Below are 15,417 nucleotides of genomic sequence, written 5' to 3' on the forward strand. Positions count from 1 at the left end.
TACGGCCAGCAGCAGGGGTACGACCCCTACGGCCAGCAGCAGGGTGGGTACGACCAGTACGGCCAGCAGGGCTACGGCGGCGTGCAGACCCGCCAGATGACCGCGACGCTGACGCTGGACGACGGCTCGAACCGCAGCTACCAGCTCGTGCAGGGCGCGAACGTCATCGGCCGCGGCCAGGACGCGCAGTTCCGCCTCGCCGACACCGGTGTCTCCCGCCGCCACCTCGAGATCAGCTGGGACGGCCAGCAGGCCACCCTGTCCGACCTCGGGTCCACCAACGGGACGACGGTCAACGGCACCCCGGTGCAGACCTGGCAGCTCGCCGACGGCGACACCATCCGGGTCGGACACTCGGCGCTGCTGTTCCGCGCCCAGGGCTGACGCGCGCCTCGTGCCCGAACTCGTCCTCCAGCTCACCCGGGCGGCGTTCCTCGCGCTGCTCTGGCTGTTCGTCTTCGCCGCGCTGCGGGTCGTGCGATCCGACCTGTATGCCGCGTCGGGACTACGGGCCGCGGTTCCAGGTCGACGTCCCTCCAAGGGAGGGGCGACGAAACCGGGCCGTGGTGGGGGTCGCTCGTCCGGGCCGAAGGCGCTCATCGTGACGGCGGGTGCGCTCGCCGGCACCCGTATCGCACTCGACGGGCGGCCGATCATGCTCGGTCGCGCCGACGACTCGACGCTCGTGCTCGACGACGACTACGCGTCGACCCGGCACGCCCGTATCTCCCAGTCCGGCGACGACTGGTACGTCGAGGACCTCGGGTCCACCAACGGGACCTACCTCGACCGCAACAAGGTCGCCGGCCCGACCAAGGTGCCCCCGGGCACGCCGATCCGCATCGGCAAGACCGTGATCGAGCTCCGCTCATGACCTGCGACGCCACCGTGATGACACCGCCGCCGCCCACCCGGGTGCGGGCGCTCCGTGCCCCTGAGTGCAGGATCGTCCCGTGACCCTGGTGCTGCGCTACTCCGCCCGCAGCGACCGGGGCCTGGTCCGCCAGAACAACCAGGACTCGGTCTACGCGGGCCCGCGTCTGCTCGCGCTCGCGGACGGCATGGGCGGCCACGCCGCGGGTGAGGTGGCCTCGAAGCTGGTCATCGCGGCGCTGGTGCCCCTCGACGACGACGAGCCGGGCGACGACCTGCTCGGAGAGCTCGCCGAGGCGACCGCGCAGGGCAACGACGCCATCACCGAGCTCGTCAACGAGGAGCCCGACCTCGACGGGATGGGGACCACCCTCACCGCCGTCCTGTTCGCCGGCAGCCGCCTCGGGATGGTCCACGTCGGCGACTCCCGGGCCTACCTGTTCCGCGACGGCGTCCTCACCCAGATCACGCGGGACGACACGTTCGTGCAGTCCCTGATCGACGAGGGCCGGATCACCGAGGACGAGGCCGCGAGCCACCCGCAGCGGTCGCTGCTGCTGCGCGCGCTCACCGGGCACGACGTCGAGCCGTCGCTGACGGTGCGCGAGGCGCGCGCGGGCGACCGCTACCTGCTCTGCTCGGACGGCCTCTCCGGCGTGGTCAGCGCGGAGACGATCGCCGACGCCCTCACCATCGCCGATCCCCAGAGCTGCGCCGACCGGCTGATCGAGCTCGCGCTCAAGGGCGGCGGACCGGACAACGTCACGTGCATCGTCGCGGACGTCGTCGACGTGGACTACGGCGAGCACGAGCCGATCTACGGCGGCGCCGCCGGTGACGGCCGCGCCGACCCGCCCCCGGCCGACTCGGCCGCCGCGCGTGCCTCGGCGGCCACGCTGACCCGCGCCGAGCCGTCGTCGCGCCCCGACCCGCTCGCCTCGCGCGCCGAGGCCGCCCGCGGCCATGCCCGCCCGCGCCGCGGTCGACTGGCCGTCGTCCTCGCCGTCGTCGGGGTCCTCGTGCTCGCCGGCCTGGGTCTGCTCGTCACCCGGCTGTGGATCGCCCAGCAGTACTACGTGGGGACGTCCGGCGACCAGGTCGTCATCTACCAGGGGGTCCGCGGGGACGTGCTCGGCGTGAAGCTGCAGGACGTCTCCGAGCAGACCGGGCTGAAGGTCTCCGACCTCACGCAGGTCGGGCGCACCTCGGTGCAGGGCGACTCGCTGCCCACCTCCGACCTCGACTCGGCGCACCGCACCGTGGACCGGCTGCGCACCGACGAGCTGCTGCCCGAGTGCCAGCCGCCGACACCGGTCCTGCCCACCCAGCCCGGTCAGCCGGCCACCCAGCCCGGCCAGCCGGCGGTCCCCGGCGCCCCGGTCACGGCGGCCGCCCCGTCCCCGTCCCCGCAGGTCCCGGGACGCGACTGCCGCGCGGTGCAGTAATGGCCCGCCCCGCCCAGGCCGCGTCCCGAGCCGGTCGGACCGGCGGGCCCGGCGTCGCACCCGCCGAGATGCCCGCGGACCGGACCGCGCTCCGGCCGGTCGTCGCCGCCGCCGTCTCCACCCGCCGCGGCATCGAGCTCCTGCTGCTCGCGTTCGCCGCCGTGCTCACCACGGGCGCGCTGGTGCTCGTCGAGGCCAACCAGAACCAGCAGCTCACGCTACAGCTGCTCTACCTGGGCCTCGCCTACCTCGCGCTGTTCTCCGCGGCCCACGTCGCCGTCCGGAAGTTCGCGCCGTACGCGGACCCGGTGATCCTGCCCTGCGCGGCCCTGCTCAACGGGCTGGGCCTCGTCATGATCCACCGGATCGACCTGGCACTCGCCCTGCGCGCCGCCCTGAACGGTGACCCCGCGCCGGACGCCAACGCCCTGCGCCAGATCGCCTGGCTGGCCCTCGGGCTCGCGCTCTTCGTGACCGTCCTCTGGCGCGTCCGCGACCACCGGGCGATGGCCCGCTTCGGCTACACGGTGGGCTTCGCCGGGCTGTTCCTGCTCGCCCTGCCGGCCCTGCTGCCCTCGGCGCTCTCCGAGGTCAACGGCGCGAAGATCTGGATCCGCGTCGGCGGTGTCGGCATCCAGCCCGGCGAGTTCGCCAAGATCCTCCTCACCGTCTTCTTCGCGTCCTTCCTGGTCTCCAAGCGGGACCTCTTCACGACGGCGGGCAAGCACGTCCTGGGCATGACCTTCCCGCGGCCGCGGGACCTCGCGCCGCTGCTCATCGCCTGGGTCGTCGCGATGGGCGTCCTGGTCTTCGAGTCCGACCTCGGCACCTCGTTGATGTTCTTCGGGATCGTCCTCGCGATGATCTACGTGGCCACCGAGCGGGCCTCGTGGGTGCTCATCGGCCTGGTCATCTTCGGGGCGGGCGCGCTCGCGGCCTGGACCTTCGTCGACCGCGTCCAGGTCCGGGTGGCCGCCTGGCTCGACCCGCTGTCCGACCCGTCGAACTCCACCTTCCAGGTGAGCCAGGGCCTGTTCGGCATGGCGACCGGCGGCATGCTCGGCACCGGGCTCGGGGCCGGCCGGCCCGAACTCGTGCCGCTGTCGAGCACCGACTTCATCTTCACCTCGATGGGCGAGGAGCTCGGCCTCATCGGGCTGATGGCCCTGCTGATGCTCTACTGCCTCATCGCCACGCGGGCGCTGCGGACGGCGCTGGCGGTGCGCGACACCTTCGGCAAGCTGCTCGCCGCGGGCCTCGGCTTCACCATCGCGATCCAGGTCTTCGTCGTCGCCGGCGGCGTGATCGGACTGATCCCGAACACCGGCCAGGCCGCGCCGTTCATGTCCTACGGCGGGTCGTCGCTGGTGGCGAACTACGTGCTCGTCGCGCTCGTGCTGCGGGTCTCGGACGCCGCCCGCCGGCCCGCGTCCGAGAAGGGCAGGCCCGAACCCGGCGTCGCGCCCGCCCCGCCCCGCACCCCGCTCGCGGAGGCCCACACCGAGATGGTGTCGCGCAGTGGGGTGGCGACCCCGCCCCACGGCCACAGTCCCCCCACCCCGCCACGCGGAAGGACCCGAGGAGAGTGAACACCCCGCTGCGTCGGGTCTCCCTCGTGGTCATGGGCCTGATCGTGCTGCTGCTGGGTCAGGCCACGTGGGTGCAGGTGGTCAAGGCCGACGAGTACAAGGCGAACCCCTACAACCAGCGCGTGCTGCTCGACGAGTACAACCGGCAGCGGGGCCAGATCTCCGCGGGCGGCCAGGTCCTCGCCGCGAGCGTCGCCACGGACGACCGCTTCAAGTACCTGCGGCAGTACTCCAACGGGCCGATGTACTCGCCCGTCACCGGCTACTACTCGCAGATCTACGGCACCTCAGGCATCGAGCGCTCGATGGACTCGGTGCTGAACGGCTCCGACGACCGGTTGTTCGTCCGCCGCATCTCCGACGTGGTCACCGGCCGCGCGCCCGCCGGGGGCAACGTCGCGCTGACGATCGACCCGAAGGTCCAGCAGGCCGCCTACCAGGCGATGGTGTCGCGGGGCTACCAGGGCTCGGTGGTGGCGATCCGGCCGCAGACCGGCGAGATCCTCGCGCTGGTGTCGACGCCCTCCTTCGACCCGAACCCGCTCGCGAGCCACGACGGCCAGACCCAGCGCAACGCCTGGCAGTCCTACAACCCGGACAGCGGGGACTCGCCGCTGGTCAACCGCGCGATCTCGGAGACCTATCCGCCCGGGTCGACCTTCAAGCTGGTCACCACCTCGACCGCGCTCGAGGCGAACATGATCACGCCGCAGACGCCGGTGACGGCGGAGCCGCGGATCACGCTGCCCGACAGCACCACCACGCTCGAGAACTACGACGGCGAGCGGTGCGGACCCGGACCGACGGTCGCCTTCTCCGTCGCCTTCGCGAAGTCCTGCAACGGCCCGTTCGCGCAGCTCGCCGACCAGGTCGGGGCCGACCGGCTGCGGGCCCAGGCCACGGCGTACGGCATGGAGAACCCGAACCTGACCATCCCGATGCCGGTCGCCGAGTCCGACGTGGGCGCGCTGTCCGACGGCGCGTCGCTGGCCCAGTCCGGCATCGGGCAGCGCGACGTGCGGCTCACCCCGCTGCAGAACGCGATGATCACGGCGACGATCGCGAACGGCGGCATCCCGATGCAGCCGCACGTGGTGAGCCAGATCCAAGGCCAGGACCTCTCCGTGGTCGACACCACCGAGCCCGACCGGCTCTCCCGCGCCATCTCGGGCAGCACCGCCTCGACCCTCACGCAGCTGATGATCGGCTCGGAGAACGGCGGGACGAGCGGCGGCAAGATCCCCGGTATCCAGCTCGCGTCGAAGACCGGTACCGCGGAGTGGGGGGCCTCCCCGAAGACCAACCCCCCGCACACCTGGTACGACGTGTTCGGTCCGGTGCCCGACCCGCAGGTCGCCGTCTCGGTGATCGTCGAGAAGGGCGGCAACCGCGGGGACGACGCCACCGGGTCCTCGGTGGCCGGACCGGTGGGCCGCGCGGTCGTCGCGGCGGCCCTGCAGGGAGGGAGGTAGCACCATGGCTCCGACCACGGGCACGCTCCTCGCCGACCGCTACCGGATCGGCCGGCGCATCGCGATCGGCGGCATGGGCGAGGTGTGGGAGGCCCAGGACACCCGCCTCGACCGCACCGTCGCCGTCAAGATCCTCAAGGCCGAGCTCTCCGGGGACCCCGAGTTCCTCCACCGCTTCCGCACCGAGGCGCGCACCGCCGCGTCGCTGAACAACCCGGGCGTCACCGCGGTCCACGACTACGGCGAGACCACCACCGACTGGACGACGGCGAACGGCACCATCCAGGTGCCCGTGGCCTACCTCGTCATGGAGCTGGTGCGCGGCGAGCCGCTGGCCCAGATCCTCTCGGTGCACGGCCGGCTCGGCGTGGACTACACGCTCGACATCCTCGAGCAGTCGGGCTACGCGCTCGACGCCGCGCACGAGCGCGGTCTGGTCCACCGCGACGTCAAGCCCGGCAACATCCTCGTGACCCCGTCGAACCAGGTGAAGATCACCGACTTCGGCATCGCGAAGGCCATCGACGCCGCACCGGTCACCCGGTCGGGCATGGTCATGGGCACCGCCCACTACATCGCGCCCGAACAGGCCGGTGGCGGCGACGCCGGGCCGGCCTCCGACGTCTACTCCCTCGGCGTCGTCGGCTACGAATGCCTCGCCGGCCGTCGGCCCTACCTCTCCGAGAACGCCGTGACGGTCGCGATGATGCACATCCGCGACCCGCTCCCGCCGCTCCCGCCCGACGTCCCCCCGGTGGTGCGCCAGCTCATCGAGCTGACGCTGACGAAGGACCCCCGCGGGCGCTACGCCAACGGCGGGGAGTTCGCGCGGGCCGTGGCCGCGGTGCGCCGCGGCGAGCCGGTGCCCCGCCCTGGGGCGGCCACCGCCGCGACCGAGGCGGTCAACCCGGCGACGCGCGTCGCCCCGGCCTCGACGTACGACGGACCGTCGTCGCCGCCCCCGCCGCGCCGTGACCGCTGGGGCGACGACCACCGCCCGGAGCCCGCCCGGCGCGGTCCCTGGGGGACCATCGCCGCCGTCGTCGCGGTGCTCGCCGTGCTCGGCATCCTCGCCTACGTGCTGGTGTCGAACACCGCGACGAGCGCGCCGCCGCCGGCGGTGGCCACCCCGACCACCACCACGACGACGGCCGCGCCGACCACCACCACGACCACGCGCAGCCGCAGCACGACGACCACCACCGCGGCGGGCAACACGGTCTCGGTGAGCAACATCGACTACGTCGGACGCTCCGCCTCGGTGGCCGCCGCGGCGCTGCGCGACGACGGCCTCTCCCCGACGGTGCGCACGGTCCTCGGCGGGCAACCGACCGACCCGTCGGCCTGCCGGGTGCTCTACGTCTCCCCCACCGGTGAGGTCCAGCGCGGTGACACCGTCACCGTGACCTGTCAGGAGTTCGGATGACCGCGCCCCGCCTCCTGTCCGACCGCTACGAGCTGGGGCCCGCCCTCGGCTACGGCGGCATGTCCGAGGTCCACGGTGGTCGCGACGTCCGGCTCGGCCGTGACGTGGCGATCAAGGTCCTCCGGGCCGACCTCGCCCGCGACCCGCAGTTCCAGATCCGGTTCCAGCGCGAGGGCCAGAACGCCGCCGCGCTGAACCACCCGGCCATCGTCGCGGTGTACGACACCGGCGAGACCTGGGCGGACGACGTGCCGCTGCCCTACATCGTCATGGAGTACGTGCCGGGCCGGACCCTGCGCGACATCGTGAAGACCGGCGGCCCGATGGACCCGTTCCGGGTCTGCGAGGTCGTCGCCGACGTCTGCTCCGCCCTGGACTTCTCCCACCGCCACGGGATCATCCACCGGGACGTGAAGCCCGCCAACGTCATGATCACCCCGTCCGGGGCGGTCAAGGTGATGGACTTCGGCATCGCCCGTGCCCTGTCCGACGCCCAGCAGGGGCTGACGCAGACCGCGGCCGTGATCGGCACCGCGCAGTACCTCTCGCCCGAGCAGGCCCGCGGCGAGGCCGTCGACGCCCGCTCCGACGTCTACTCCACGGGCTGCGTGCTCTTCGAGCTCCTCACCGGGCAGCCGCCGTTCACCGGCGACTCCCCGGTGGCGGTCGCCTACCAGCACGTCCGCGAGGACCCGAAGGCCCCGTCCGAGCTGAACCCGGCGGTCCCGCCGGCCCTCGACGCGATCACGCTGAAGGCGCTGGCCAAGAACCCCGTCAACCGCTACCAGACCGCGGGCGAGATGCGCGACGACCTGGTGCGGGTGCTCCAGGGCGAGCAGGTCGAGGCCCCGCTGGTGATGAGCGCCGACGAGCGGAACACGCTCATGACCGGCCCCACCCGCGCCGTCGGCCCGGCCGCGTACGCCACCGGCCCGGCGACCGAGGCCGGCGACTTCGCGGCCTGGCAGGCCGAGCAGGAGGCGGAGCGCCGCCGCCGGGGCCGGCGCCGCCTCGGCATCATCGGCGGGATCGTGGCGGTGGCCGCGGTCCTCGCGGGCCTGTTCTTCCTGTTCTCGCCGGGCAACAACCAGGTGGCCGTCCCCGACGTCACCAACCAGCCCCAGGACGTCGCGCTGCGCACGTTGACCGGCGCCGGCCTCAAGCCCAACCTCGTGCCGGTCGCCTCCGACCCCACGCAGGTGGGCACGGTGCTCGGCACCGACCCGGTCGCGGGCGCCGAGGTGGCGCCGCAGACCGTCATCGCGATGCGGGTGGGTCGCGGGCCGGACCGCGTGCAGGCCCCTGACCTCACCGGCAAGACCGCCGACCAGGCGCAACAGATCGTGCAGGCCGCCGGCCTCACGCTGACCCCCGTCCCGCAGCAGCAGCCCGTGGACGACTCCACGAAGGTCGGGAAGGTGCTCTCGCAGAACCCGACGCCGGGCACGCTCCTCGCGCCGGGCACCGCGATCCAGCTGACCGTGGGTCAGCAGCGCCAGACCATCAAGGTGCCGGACGTGACCGGCCAGCCGATCAACACCGCCCGCAGCACGCTCGAGGGCGTGGGGCTCGAGGTCACCGTCACCGGCGACACGACCGGCAACGCGACCGTGGCCTCCACCAGCCCGGCCGCCGGCACCACGGTGGCCGTCGGCTCGACGGTCACCATCACGGCCGGCGGCGACCGCGTCACCGTCCCGAGCATCGTCGGGAAGTCGCAGTCCGACGCGATCTCCACGCTCGCGGCGGCGGGCTTCAGCGGGAACCTGAAGGCGACCTCGCAGCAGGTCGACGACCCGAACCAGGACGGCAAGATCCTCAGCCAGACCCCGTCCGCCGGGAGCCAGGCCGGCAAGGGCGACACCATCCAGGTCACCGTCGGCCGCTACAACGGCGGCGGCGGGAACAACGGCGGGGGCGGCGGCGTCTTCGGCGGCGGGGGACTCTTCCCCAACGGCAACTGAGCCCTCTCGACGGCAGCTGACCTGGCCGACGGCAGCTGACCTGGCCGACGGCAGCTGACCTGGCCGACGGCAGCTGACCCCGCTGACGGCACCGGAACCACCCGACGGCACCGAGCGGCCCGGCGTTGGGACCCCGACGCCGGGCCCGGCTCAGCTCCGCGCGGGGGGAGCGGCCGCGAGGGCGAGCGCCCGCACGTCCCGCACCAGCTCGTCGACGAGGCCCTCGGCCACCGGGTGGCCGCACTCGGCCATCCACGTGGCCAGCATGCGGTGACCGTCCTCGGTGAGCACCGACTCCGGGTGGAACTGCACGCCCTGCAGCGGGAGCTCGCGGTGACGGATCGCCATGAGCACACCGTCGGCGGTCCAGCCGGTGGCCTCGAGCTCGTCGGGCAGCGAGTCCGGCCGCACCGTCAGCGAGTGGTACCGCGTGGCGGTGAACGGGTCGGGCAGCCCGGCGAGGACCCCGACGCCACGGTGGTGGACCGCGGAGGTCTTGCCGTGACGCAGCTCCGGAGCGCGCTCGACGATCCCGCCGAAGGCCTGCCCGAGCGCCTGGTGCCCGAGGCACACCCCGAGCAGCGGCGTGCGGTCGGCGGCGGCGCGGCCGATGACCTCGAGGCTCTGCCCGGCGTCGTCCGGCGTACCGGGACCGGGGCTCACGAGGACGCCGTCCACGTCGGCCGCGAGCTCGAGCACGTCCGGCGCGTCGTTGCGTCGCACCACCGGGTCGGCCCCGAGCTGGGCGAGGTACTGCACCAGGTTGTAGACGAAGCTGTCGTAGTTGTCGACGACGAGGACCCGCACGGATGCAACCCTACGTGCTCACCCCACCGGTCGAGCTCCGCTCCGCTGCGTCTCCCCACTTCGCTACCGTGGAGTCCACACTCGTCCCCAGGAGCGTTCCCGTGCCGAAGTCGAAGGTCCGCAAGAAGCCGACCTACACCCCGCCGCCGCAGGCCGCCGCCACGAAGACCGCCGGTCCGTCGCACCCGGCCTACGTCGTGATCATGCTGGCGATCGGCGTGATCGGGCTGGCGTGGCTCGTCGTGAACTACCTCGCCGGCGAGGACATCCGCTTCATGGCCGAGCTCGGTGGCTACAACTTCCTCATCGGCTTCGGCCTCGTCGTCATCTCGCTGCTGATGACCATGAAGTGGCGCTGAACTACACGGATGTCATTCGTCCCCACTGTGGACGGAGCCTGTGGACAACCCTGAGGTCGAGTGGGCCGCGCCCCGCGGCGCGGTGGCCCTCGGGCTGATCGGTGCCGTCGGGCTCCTCGCGGCGGTGTTCCTGTCCACGCTCGACGGGCCGGGTCGGCTGCTGCTCGGGGTCGCGGGGGTGGCGGTCGGGGCGGCCGCCGTCTTCGGGCTCCGCGCGCGGCCCCGGCTCGCGGCCTCCGACGACGCGCTCGCCGTCCGCGGCCTGCTCGGGACGCGGGTGTGGCCCTGGCCGCGCGTCGACGCCGTCCGCGTGGTGCGCCTGCGACGGCTGGGACTGCCCGCCGCCTACCTCGAGATCGACGCCCGCGACGACGACGGGACCGAGCGGCTGCTCGTGCTGGGGCGCCTCGAGCTCGGCGCCGATCCCGTCGACGTCGCGACGGACCTGCAGGCCCGGCGGGCGCGCGCCGGGCGCTCAGCCGCCGACGTGGCAGGCGGTGGCGGTGCAGACGACGCTGCCGAAGGAGAGGTCGCGCAGTACGACGGCGAGGACGAGGGCGACGACGATCCCCGCGGCGATCCACAGTCCGACGACCGGGCGTGACCGCGCGGGCCCGTAGGACATGCCCGCCGCGACCGCCGTGCCGACGACCAGCCCGCCGAGGTGTCCGAGCAGCGAGATGCCCGGGAACGTCAGCGAGAACACGACGTTCAGCCCGATGATCACCATCGCGGACGTCGCGGGGAGCCGCATGCGGCGCAGCAGCACCACGAGGGCGCCCATCAGCCCGAAGATGGCGCCGGACGCCCCCGCGGTCGCGGTCAGCGGCGAGCCGAACACCATCACGGCCGCCGACCCGCCGAGCAGCGACGCCCCGTAGAGCACCGAGAAGCGCAGGCGGCCCAGGGCCAGTTCGACGTCCCGCCCGATGAACCAGAGGGCGACCATGTTGAACAGCAGGTGGATCGGGCCGATGTGGAGGAAGCCCCACGTCAGGAGCCGCCACCAGTCCCCCGCGGCGACCTGCAGCGGGACGAGGGCGCCGCCGCCGAACACGGCGCCCGCCGTGTTGTCCTGGACGCTGCCGGTGTCGGCGACCGTCCAGGCGAACACGGCGACGTTGAGCGCGATGAGGGTCGGGACGACGACGGCGGTCGGCCGTCGCAGGTCCCGACCCCGCACCACGGTGCGCGCGCCCGCGGCGACGCAGTCCACGCACTGGAGCCCGACCGAGGCCTCGCGCAGACACTGCGGGCACGACGGCCGGTCGCAACGGGTGCACCGGAGCCCGGTCGGCCGATCGGGGTGGCGGACGCAGACCTGGGTGTCCGCGCCCGGAGGGGTGGTCATGCCCTCAGTGTCCCCGCCCGGTGGTGGGTGTCCGGTCACGTCGCGACCAATGACGACGCGACCTCCTACCTGGCGACCTCCTACCTGGCGATCTCCTACTTCGCGATCTCGACGGACTCGATCACGATGTCGGCGGTGGGCCGGTCGCCGGGGCCGGTGGGCGTGGCGGCGATCGAGTCGACGACGTCGCGGCTGGCCTGGTCGGCCACCTCGCCGAAGATCGTGTGCTTGCGGTTGAGCCACGTGGTGGGGGCCACGGTGATGAAGAACTGCGAGCCGTTCGTGCCGGGCCCGGCGTTCGCCATCGCGAGCAGGTACGGGCGGTCGAAGCGCAGGTCGGGGTGGAACTCGTCGGCGAACTTGTAGCCGGGGCCGCCGCGGCCGGTGCCGTCGGGGTCGCCGGTCTGCAGCATGAAGCCGGCGATCACGCGGTGGAAGATCACCCCATCGTAGAAGGGTCCGGAGGACTGGCCCTTCGCGTTCTTGGTGCTGTACTGGCCCTCGCCCGTCGCCAGCCCCACGAAGTTGGCGACGGTCTTCGGCGCCTTGTCGGGGAAGAGGTTGACGGTGATGTCGCCGTTCGAGGTGTGCAGCGTCGCGGTCGGCCCGTTCTCGGCATTCGTCACGGAGGTCATCGTGCCACCGACGGAGCAGCGGGTGTGACGCACCGGCGGGTCGGGCACTAGCAGTCAGGGGAATGGCGGCAGGATCAGCCGCCCACGAACAGTGAGGTGTCGCCGTTGAGCAGCAATACCGTGATCGGTGCCAGGGAGGACCTGGACGATCTGCGCAAGGAAGGACGCCGCGCCCGCAAGAAGGCGGCCAAGCACGCCCAGAAGGCCGCCGCACAGGCGCGCAAGGAGCGTGACAAGGCCCGCAAGCAGGGTGCGAAGAAGCGCGCCGAGGTGCGCCGCGACGTCCGCGCCGCTGCCGACCAGGCCCGCCAGCGGGTGCTCGACGCCCGTGCCGAGGCCCGCTCCCGGGCCGAGGACGCCCAGGCCGAGGCCCGCAAGCGTGCCCAGGAGGCCAAGGCGGAGACGCGCAAGCGCGCGAACAAGGCCGCGAAGGACGCGCGCAAGCAGGCGCGCTCCTACGCCAAGGACGCCCGCAAGCAGGCCAAGAGCTACGCCAAGGACGCCCGCAAGGCGCTCGAGGCCTCGCCGGTGCCCACCTCGGTCAAGGAGGCCCGCAAGGCCCTCGAGGCGTCGCCGGTGCCCACCTCGGTCAAGGAGGCCCGCAAGGCGCTCGAGGCGTCGCCGGTGCCGACGTCGGTCGGCGAGCTCCGCGACCTCGGCGAGACGGTGCGCGGCCAGCTCGAGGACGGGCTGACCACGGCCCGCCGCGAGGTGTCCCAGCGCATCGAGCCGGAACAGGACAAGAAGCGTCGTCGCTGGGGCCTCTGGATCGCCCTCGGTGTGCTCGGCGCGGGCATCGCCATCGTCGCCACGCGCAAGGCCCCGGAGCTCCCGCCCCCGCCGCCGCCCGCGCCGCGGCCGAAGCCCGCTCCGAACCCGGCCGCCGGGTCCACGAACACCCCGGCCGCGGCCGCCGGTGCCGTGCCCGACCCCGAGCAGCCCGGTGGCATCGTCCCGCCGTCCGGCCCGACGGACGCCATCACGCCCAGCTCGAACGGCTCGGCCGGCACCACCAAGCCCGCCGGCAGCTAGGACCGCCGGATCTGCCGCCCCGGTGCGCACGCCCTCACCGGGGCAGCAGGTCCCGCAACCGGTCCCCCACGCCGATCGCCCGGTCGGCGGACACGTCCTGCGGCCGCCCACCGATGACGGCCGCGACGTTGCGCGCGCTCGTCCCGCCGGCGCGCAGGTAGTCGCCGTGGCCGGTCGCGCCGGTCGTCGCGATCGGGTGAACGCCCGCCACGGTGTTCGGGTCCGGGCCGAACCACCCGGTGTCGGCCACCGCGTCGAAGCGCGCCTCGGCGACCCAGGTCGGTTGGCGTGGCAGGGGCGTCACGCCGGGCGACCCGAGCAGCACGACGTCGTCGACGGCCCGGGACGTCGCCGCGGCCTGCGCGACGACGAGCGAGCCGTACGAGTGCCCGACGGCCGTGACGTGCGCCTGCGGGGCCACCCCGTCGAGGAACGACGCCAGCCGAACCGATGCCGCGGTCGCCGCGCGCGTGCCGAGCACCGACCGGGCCGGGTCGAGCACCTCGGGCCACTGCGGGGCGTCGTAGTCGTACCAGGCCACCGCGGCCACACCCGGCCCGGTCAGAGCGCTCAGCTCGGCCGTCCGGGCCGGCAGGTCCTCCGCCCGCGCGGTGAACCCCGGCACGAACACGCCCACGTGCCGGGCGCCGTCGACGTCCCCGATCCCGATCGCCGCGCGCCCCGAGGCGGGGTCCAGGGCCAGCAGTGCGTGGTCGGCGGCGGCCGCGTCCACGGCCAGGATCCGCCCGAGGCGGGCACGGACCCCGGCGAGGCGGGCCTCCACGTCCTGCAGTCCGCCGAGGTCGCGCACCGTGTCGCGGGCGCGGGTGAGGTCGGCCAGTTCGGCCTCGGCGGCCCGGCGGGCGACGGCGAGGCGCGCACGGTTGGCCCGGTCGCGGGCCGCCGCCGGCACACCGTCGAGCGCGCCGACCAGCTCCGGGCGCTCCACGACCAGCCGTTCCCGTTCACCGGCCGTCAGGCCCGCCCACCAGTGCCCCACGGCCGCCGGGGCCGGACCGTCGGCGGCCGGTCCGACGGCGCCCGGCTCGCTGCGGGCCGCCCCGGCGAGGGCGGCGGCGAGACGGACGTCGTCGAACGGCTCCCGGGCCGCCACGTCGGTGAGGACCGCGGACAGCCGCCGGGCGCGGTCCAGCAGACCGCCGCCCCGGTCGACCAGGCGCGCGAGCTGGTCCCGCGCCGTGTCGGCGGCCGCCCCCTGCCACGCCGCCGGCAGGCGGAGGGCGAACACGGCCCGCTCCCACGCCTCGACCGCGGCCGCGAGCGCCGTGGCCACCGGGGCGAGGTCGCTCACCGCGTGCCGTCGAACAGGCGCGCCAGCTCACCGTCGGCCAGCCCGACGTCCGTGGCCGTGTCCTCCACCAACTCCTCCAGCGCGCGGGCCGCGGCGTTCCACGTGGCCGCGTCGGCCGTCCACTCGCGGGCCAGCGCCAGGGCCTGCTCGGCCGTGCGGGTGCCCGGCACGAGCCGGGCCAGGTCGCGGACCGCCGCGCTCATCGCCTCGGCCGCCGCCCCGGCGCCGTCCACGGCCCACCCGATCTCCTCGACCACGTCGCGCAGGGCGTCCGGGTCCACGGTGAATCCATCGCTCATGCCCGGGTGACGTCCCCGACGGCAGGTCCGCTCCCGTCGGTCCGCGACCCTGTGGACGACCGGGGTGCCGACTGCCGGTGGGGACGCTCGGCTGGGCCGTCCGGCGGCACCCCTGAACCGGACGAACGACCCGTTCGTGCATCAAGAGGCCACGAACGACCCGTTCGTCAGGTACGGGGTGGGTGGACGACGGCCGGGGCGGGAACGAGGGGCCACGTGGCGACCGCACGACGACGGGGACCGACCCGGGCCGAACTCGAGGCCGCGCGGGACTGGCTGCTGCCCGACGTCCTGCCGGGCGCGGACGACCCGCCGCTGCGGGTGCTGTTCTCCGGCATCAACCCGGGTCTGGTCTCGGCGTACACCGGGCACCACTTCGCCCGGCCCGGCAACCGCTTCTGGCCCGCCCTGCACGCGTCGGGGTTCACGCCGCGGCTGTTCGCCCCCGCCGAGCAGGACCTGCTGCCCGCGCTGGGCCTCGGCATCACCAACGTCGCGCCCCGTGCCACCGCCCGCGCCGACGAGCTCTCCGACGACGAGCTGCGCGCCGGCGGGGAGCGGCTGCGCGCCCTGGCCGGAGACCTCCGGCCGGCCTGGCTCGCCGTCGTCGGGGTGGTGGCCTACCGGACCGCGTTCGGGGAGCCGAGGGCCGTCGTCGGGAAGCAGGAGCGCACGATCGGGGCGAGCGGAGCGGGGGACGGTGCTGAGCCCACCCGCCTCTGGGTGCTGCCGAACCCGAGCGGGCTCAACGCGCACTACACGCCGTCGACGCTGGCGGCGGAGTTCGCCGCATTGCGGGTCCACGCCTGACGCGGCAGGGTCAGATGCCTGGATCCGCATCGTTGCGATCGGA

At 73.9% G+C, this 15,417-nt stretch carries 15 protein-coding genes and 1 pseudogene; 11 read left to right on the forward strand and 5 right to left on the reverse strand.

Features of this window, described 5'->3' with window-relative positions:
• From A3CO_RS0100590 to pknB, 7 genes are all read left to right on the forward strand, one after another.
• Positions 1–384: FHA domain-containing protein (locus A3CO_RS0100590; protein WP_018330292.1), on the forward strand; the 384-nt coding region annotated here is incomplete at its 5' end.
• A 10-nt stretch (positions 385–394) separates the two neighbouring features.
• Entirely contained in the window at positions 395–874 is a 480-nt protein-coding gene (locus A3CO_RS0100595) for an FHA domain-containing protein FhaB/FipA (protein ID WP_018330293.1), read from the forward strand.
• A 79-nt stretch (positions 875–953) separates the two neighbouring features.
• On the forward strand, positions 954–2,318 hold the full coding sequence (locus tag A3CO_RS0100600; RefSeq protein ID WP_018330294.1) for a PP2C family protein-serine/threonine phosphatase: 1,365 nt from the start codon (positions 954–956) through the stop codon (positions 2,316–2,318).
• The gene (locus tag A3CO_RS0100605) at positions 2,318–3,907 is read left to right on the forward strand and encodes an FtsW/RodA/SpoVE family cell cycle protein (RefSeq protein ID WP_018330295.1); all 1,590 of its coding nucleotides are present in this window, start codon (positions 2,318–2,320) and stop codon (positions 3,905–3,907) included. The genes A3CO_RS0100600 and A3CO_RS0100605 overlap by 1 nt, the downstream gene beginning before the upstream one ends.
• Positions 3,904–5,379, forward strand: coding sequence for a peptidoglycan D,D-transpeptidase FtsI family protein (locus A3CO_RS0100610; protein ID WP_018330296.1), 1,476 nt, complete (start codon positions 3,904–3,906; stop codon positions 5,377–5,379). Before A3CO_RS0100605 ends, A3CO_RS0100610 begins: the two co-directional genes overlap by 4 nt.
• A 4-nt stretch (positions 5,380–5,383) precedes the next feature.
• A complete protein-coding gene (locus A3CO_RS39900; protein WP_018330297.1) occupies positions 5,384–6,805 on the forward strand; it encodes a protein kinase domain-containing protein in 1,422 nt (473 codons plus the stop codon).
• Positions 6,802–8,769, forward strand: a complete 1,968-nt coding sequence (gene pknB / locus A3CO_RS0100620; protein ID WP_018330298.1) for a Stk1 family PASTA domain-containing Ser/Thr kinase — start codon at positions 6,802–6,804, stop codon at positions 8,767–8,769. The genes A3CO_RS39900 and pknB overlap by 4 nt, the downstream gene beginning before the upstream one ends.
• 150 nt (positions 8,770–8,919) lie before the next feature.
• Here the strand turns inward: pknB and A3CO_RS0100625 are convergent, their stop codons facing one another.
• Positions 8,920–9,576 carry an aminodeoxychorismate/anthranilate synthase component II gene (locus A3CO_RS0100625; RefSeq protein ID WP_018330299.1) on the reverse strand — a complete coding sequence of 219 codons (657 nt, stop codon included), beginning with the start codon at positions 9,574–9,576 and terminating at the stop codon, positions 8,920–8,922.
• Positions 9,577–9,677: 101 nt separating this feature from the next.
• On the opposite strand from A3CO_RS0100625, the gene crgA reads away from it, so the two are divergent.
• Both crgA and A3CO_RS39905 read left to right on the forward strand, forming a co-directional pair.
• Positions 9,678–9,935 carry a cell division protein CrgA gene (crgA, locus tag A3CO_RS0100630; RefSeq protein WP_018330300.1) on the forward strand — a complete coding sequence of 86 codons (258 nt, stop codon included), beginning with the start codon at positions 9,678–9,680 and terminating at the stop codon, positions 9,933–9,935.
• Between the two features lie 178 nt (positions 9,936–10,113).
• A pseudogene (locus A3CO_RS39905) lies at positions 10,114–10,383 on the forward strand (PH domain-containing protein); the annotation flags it as partial.
• A 27-nt stretch (positions 10,384–10,410) separates the two neighbouring features.
• Here A3CO_RS39905 and A3CO_RS0100640 read toward each other — a convergent pair.
• Both A3CO_RS0100640 and A3CO_RS0100645 read right to left on the reverse strand, forming a co-directional pair.
• Positions 10,411–11,286: a rhomboid family intramembrane serine protease gene (locus A3CO_RS0100640; protein ID WP_018330302.1), complete on the reverse strand. Its 876-nt coding sequence runs from the start codon at positions 11,284–11,286 to the stop codon at positions 10,411–10,413.
• 95 nt (positions 11,287–11,381) lie between these two features.
• A complete protein-coding gene (locus A3CO_RS0100645; RefSeq protein ID WP_245561398.1) occupies positions 11,382–11,912 on the reverse strand; it encodes a peptidylprolyl isomerase in 531 nt (176 codons plus the stop codon).
• Positions 11,913–12,026: 114 nt separating this feature from the next.
• On the opposite strand from A3CO_RS0100645, the gene A3CO_RS0100650 reads away from it, so the two are divergent.
• Entirely contained in the window at positions 12,027–12,953 is a 927-nt protein-coding gene (locus A3CO_RS0100650; RefSeq protein ID WP_157646899.1) for a hypothetical protein, read from the forward strand.
• A gap of 34 nt (positions 12,954–12,987) precedes the next feature.
• Here the strand turns inward: A3CO_RS0100650 and A3CO_RS29370 are convergent, their stop codons facing one another.
• A complete protein-coding gene (locus A3CO_RS29370) occupies positions 12,988–14,265 on the reverse strand; it encodes an alpha/beta hydrolase (RefSeq protein ID WP_018330304.1) in 1,278 nt (425 codons plus the stop codon).
• Positions 14,262–14,564: a type VII secretion target gene (locus tag A3CO_RS0100660; protein WP_157646900.1), complete on the reverse strand. Its 303-nt coding sequence runs from the start codon at positions 14,562–14,564 to the stop codon at positions 14,262–14,264. Before A3CO_RS0100660 ends, A3CO_RS29370 begins: the two co-directional genes overlap by 4 nt.
• 216 nt (positions 14,565–14,780) lie before the next feature.
• On the opposite strand from A3CO_RS0100660, the gene A3CO_RS0100665 reads away from it, so the two are divergent.
• Positions 14,781–15,374, forward strand: coding sequence for a mismatch-specific DNA-glycosylase (locus A3CO_RS0100665; protein ID WP_018330306.1), 594 nt, complete (start codon positions 14,781–14,783; stop codon positions 15,372–15,374).
• The last annotated feature ends 43 nt before the right edge of the window (positions 15,375–15,417 follow it).

It is taken from the genome of Actinomycetospora chiangmaiensis DSM 45062 (assembly GCF_000379625.1).
Classification (GTDB): Bacteria; Actinomycetota; Actinomycetes; order Mycobacteriales; family Pseudonocardiaceae; genus Actinomycetospora; species Actinomycetospora chiangmaiensis.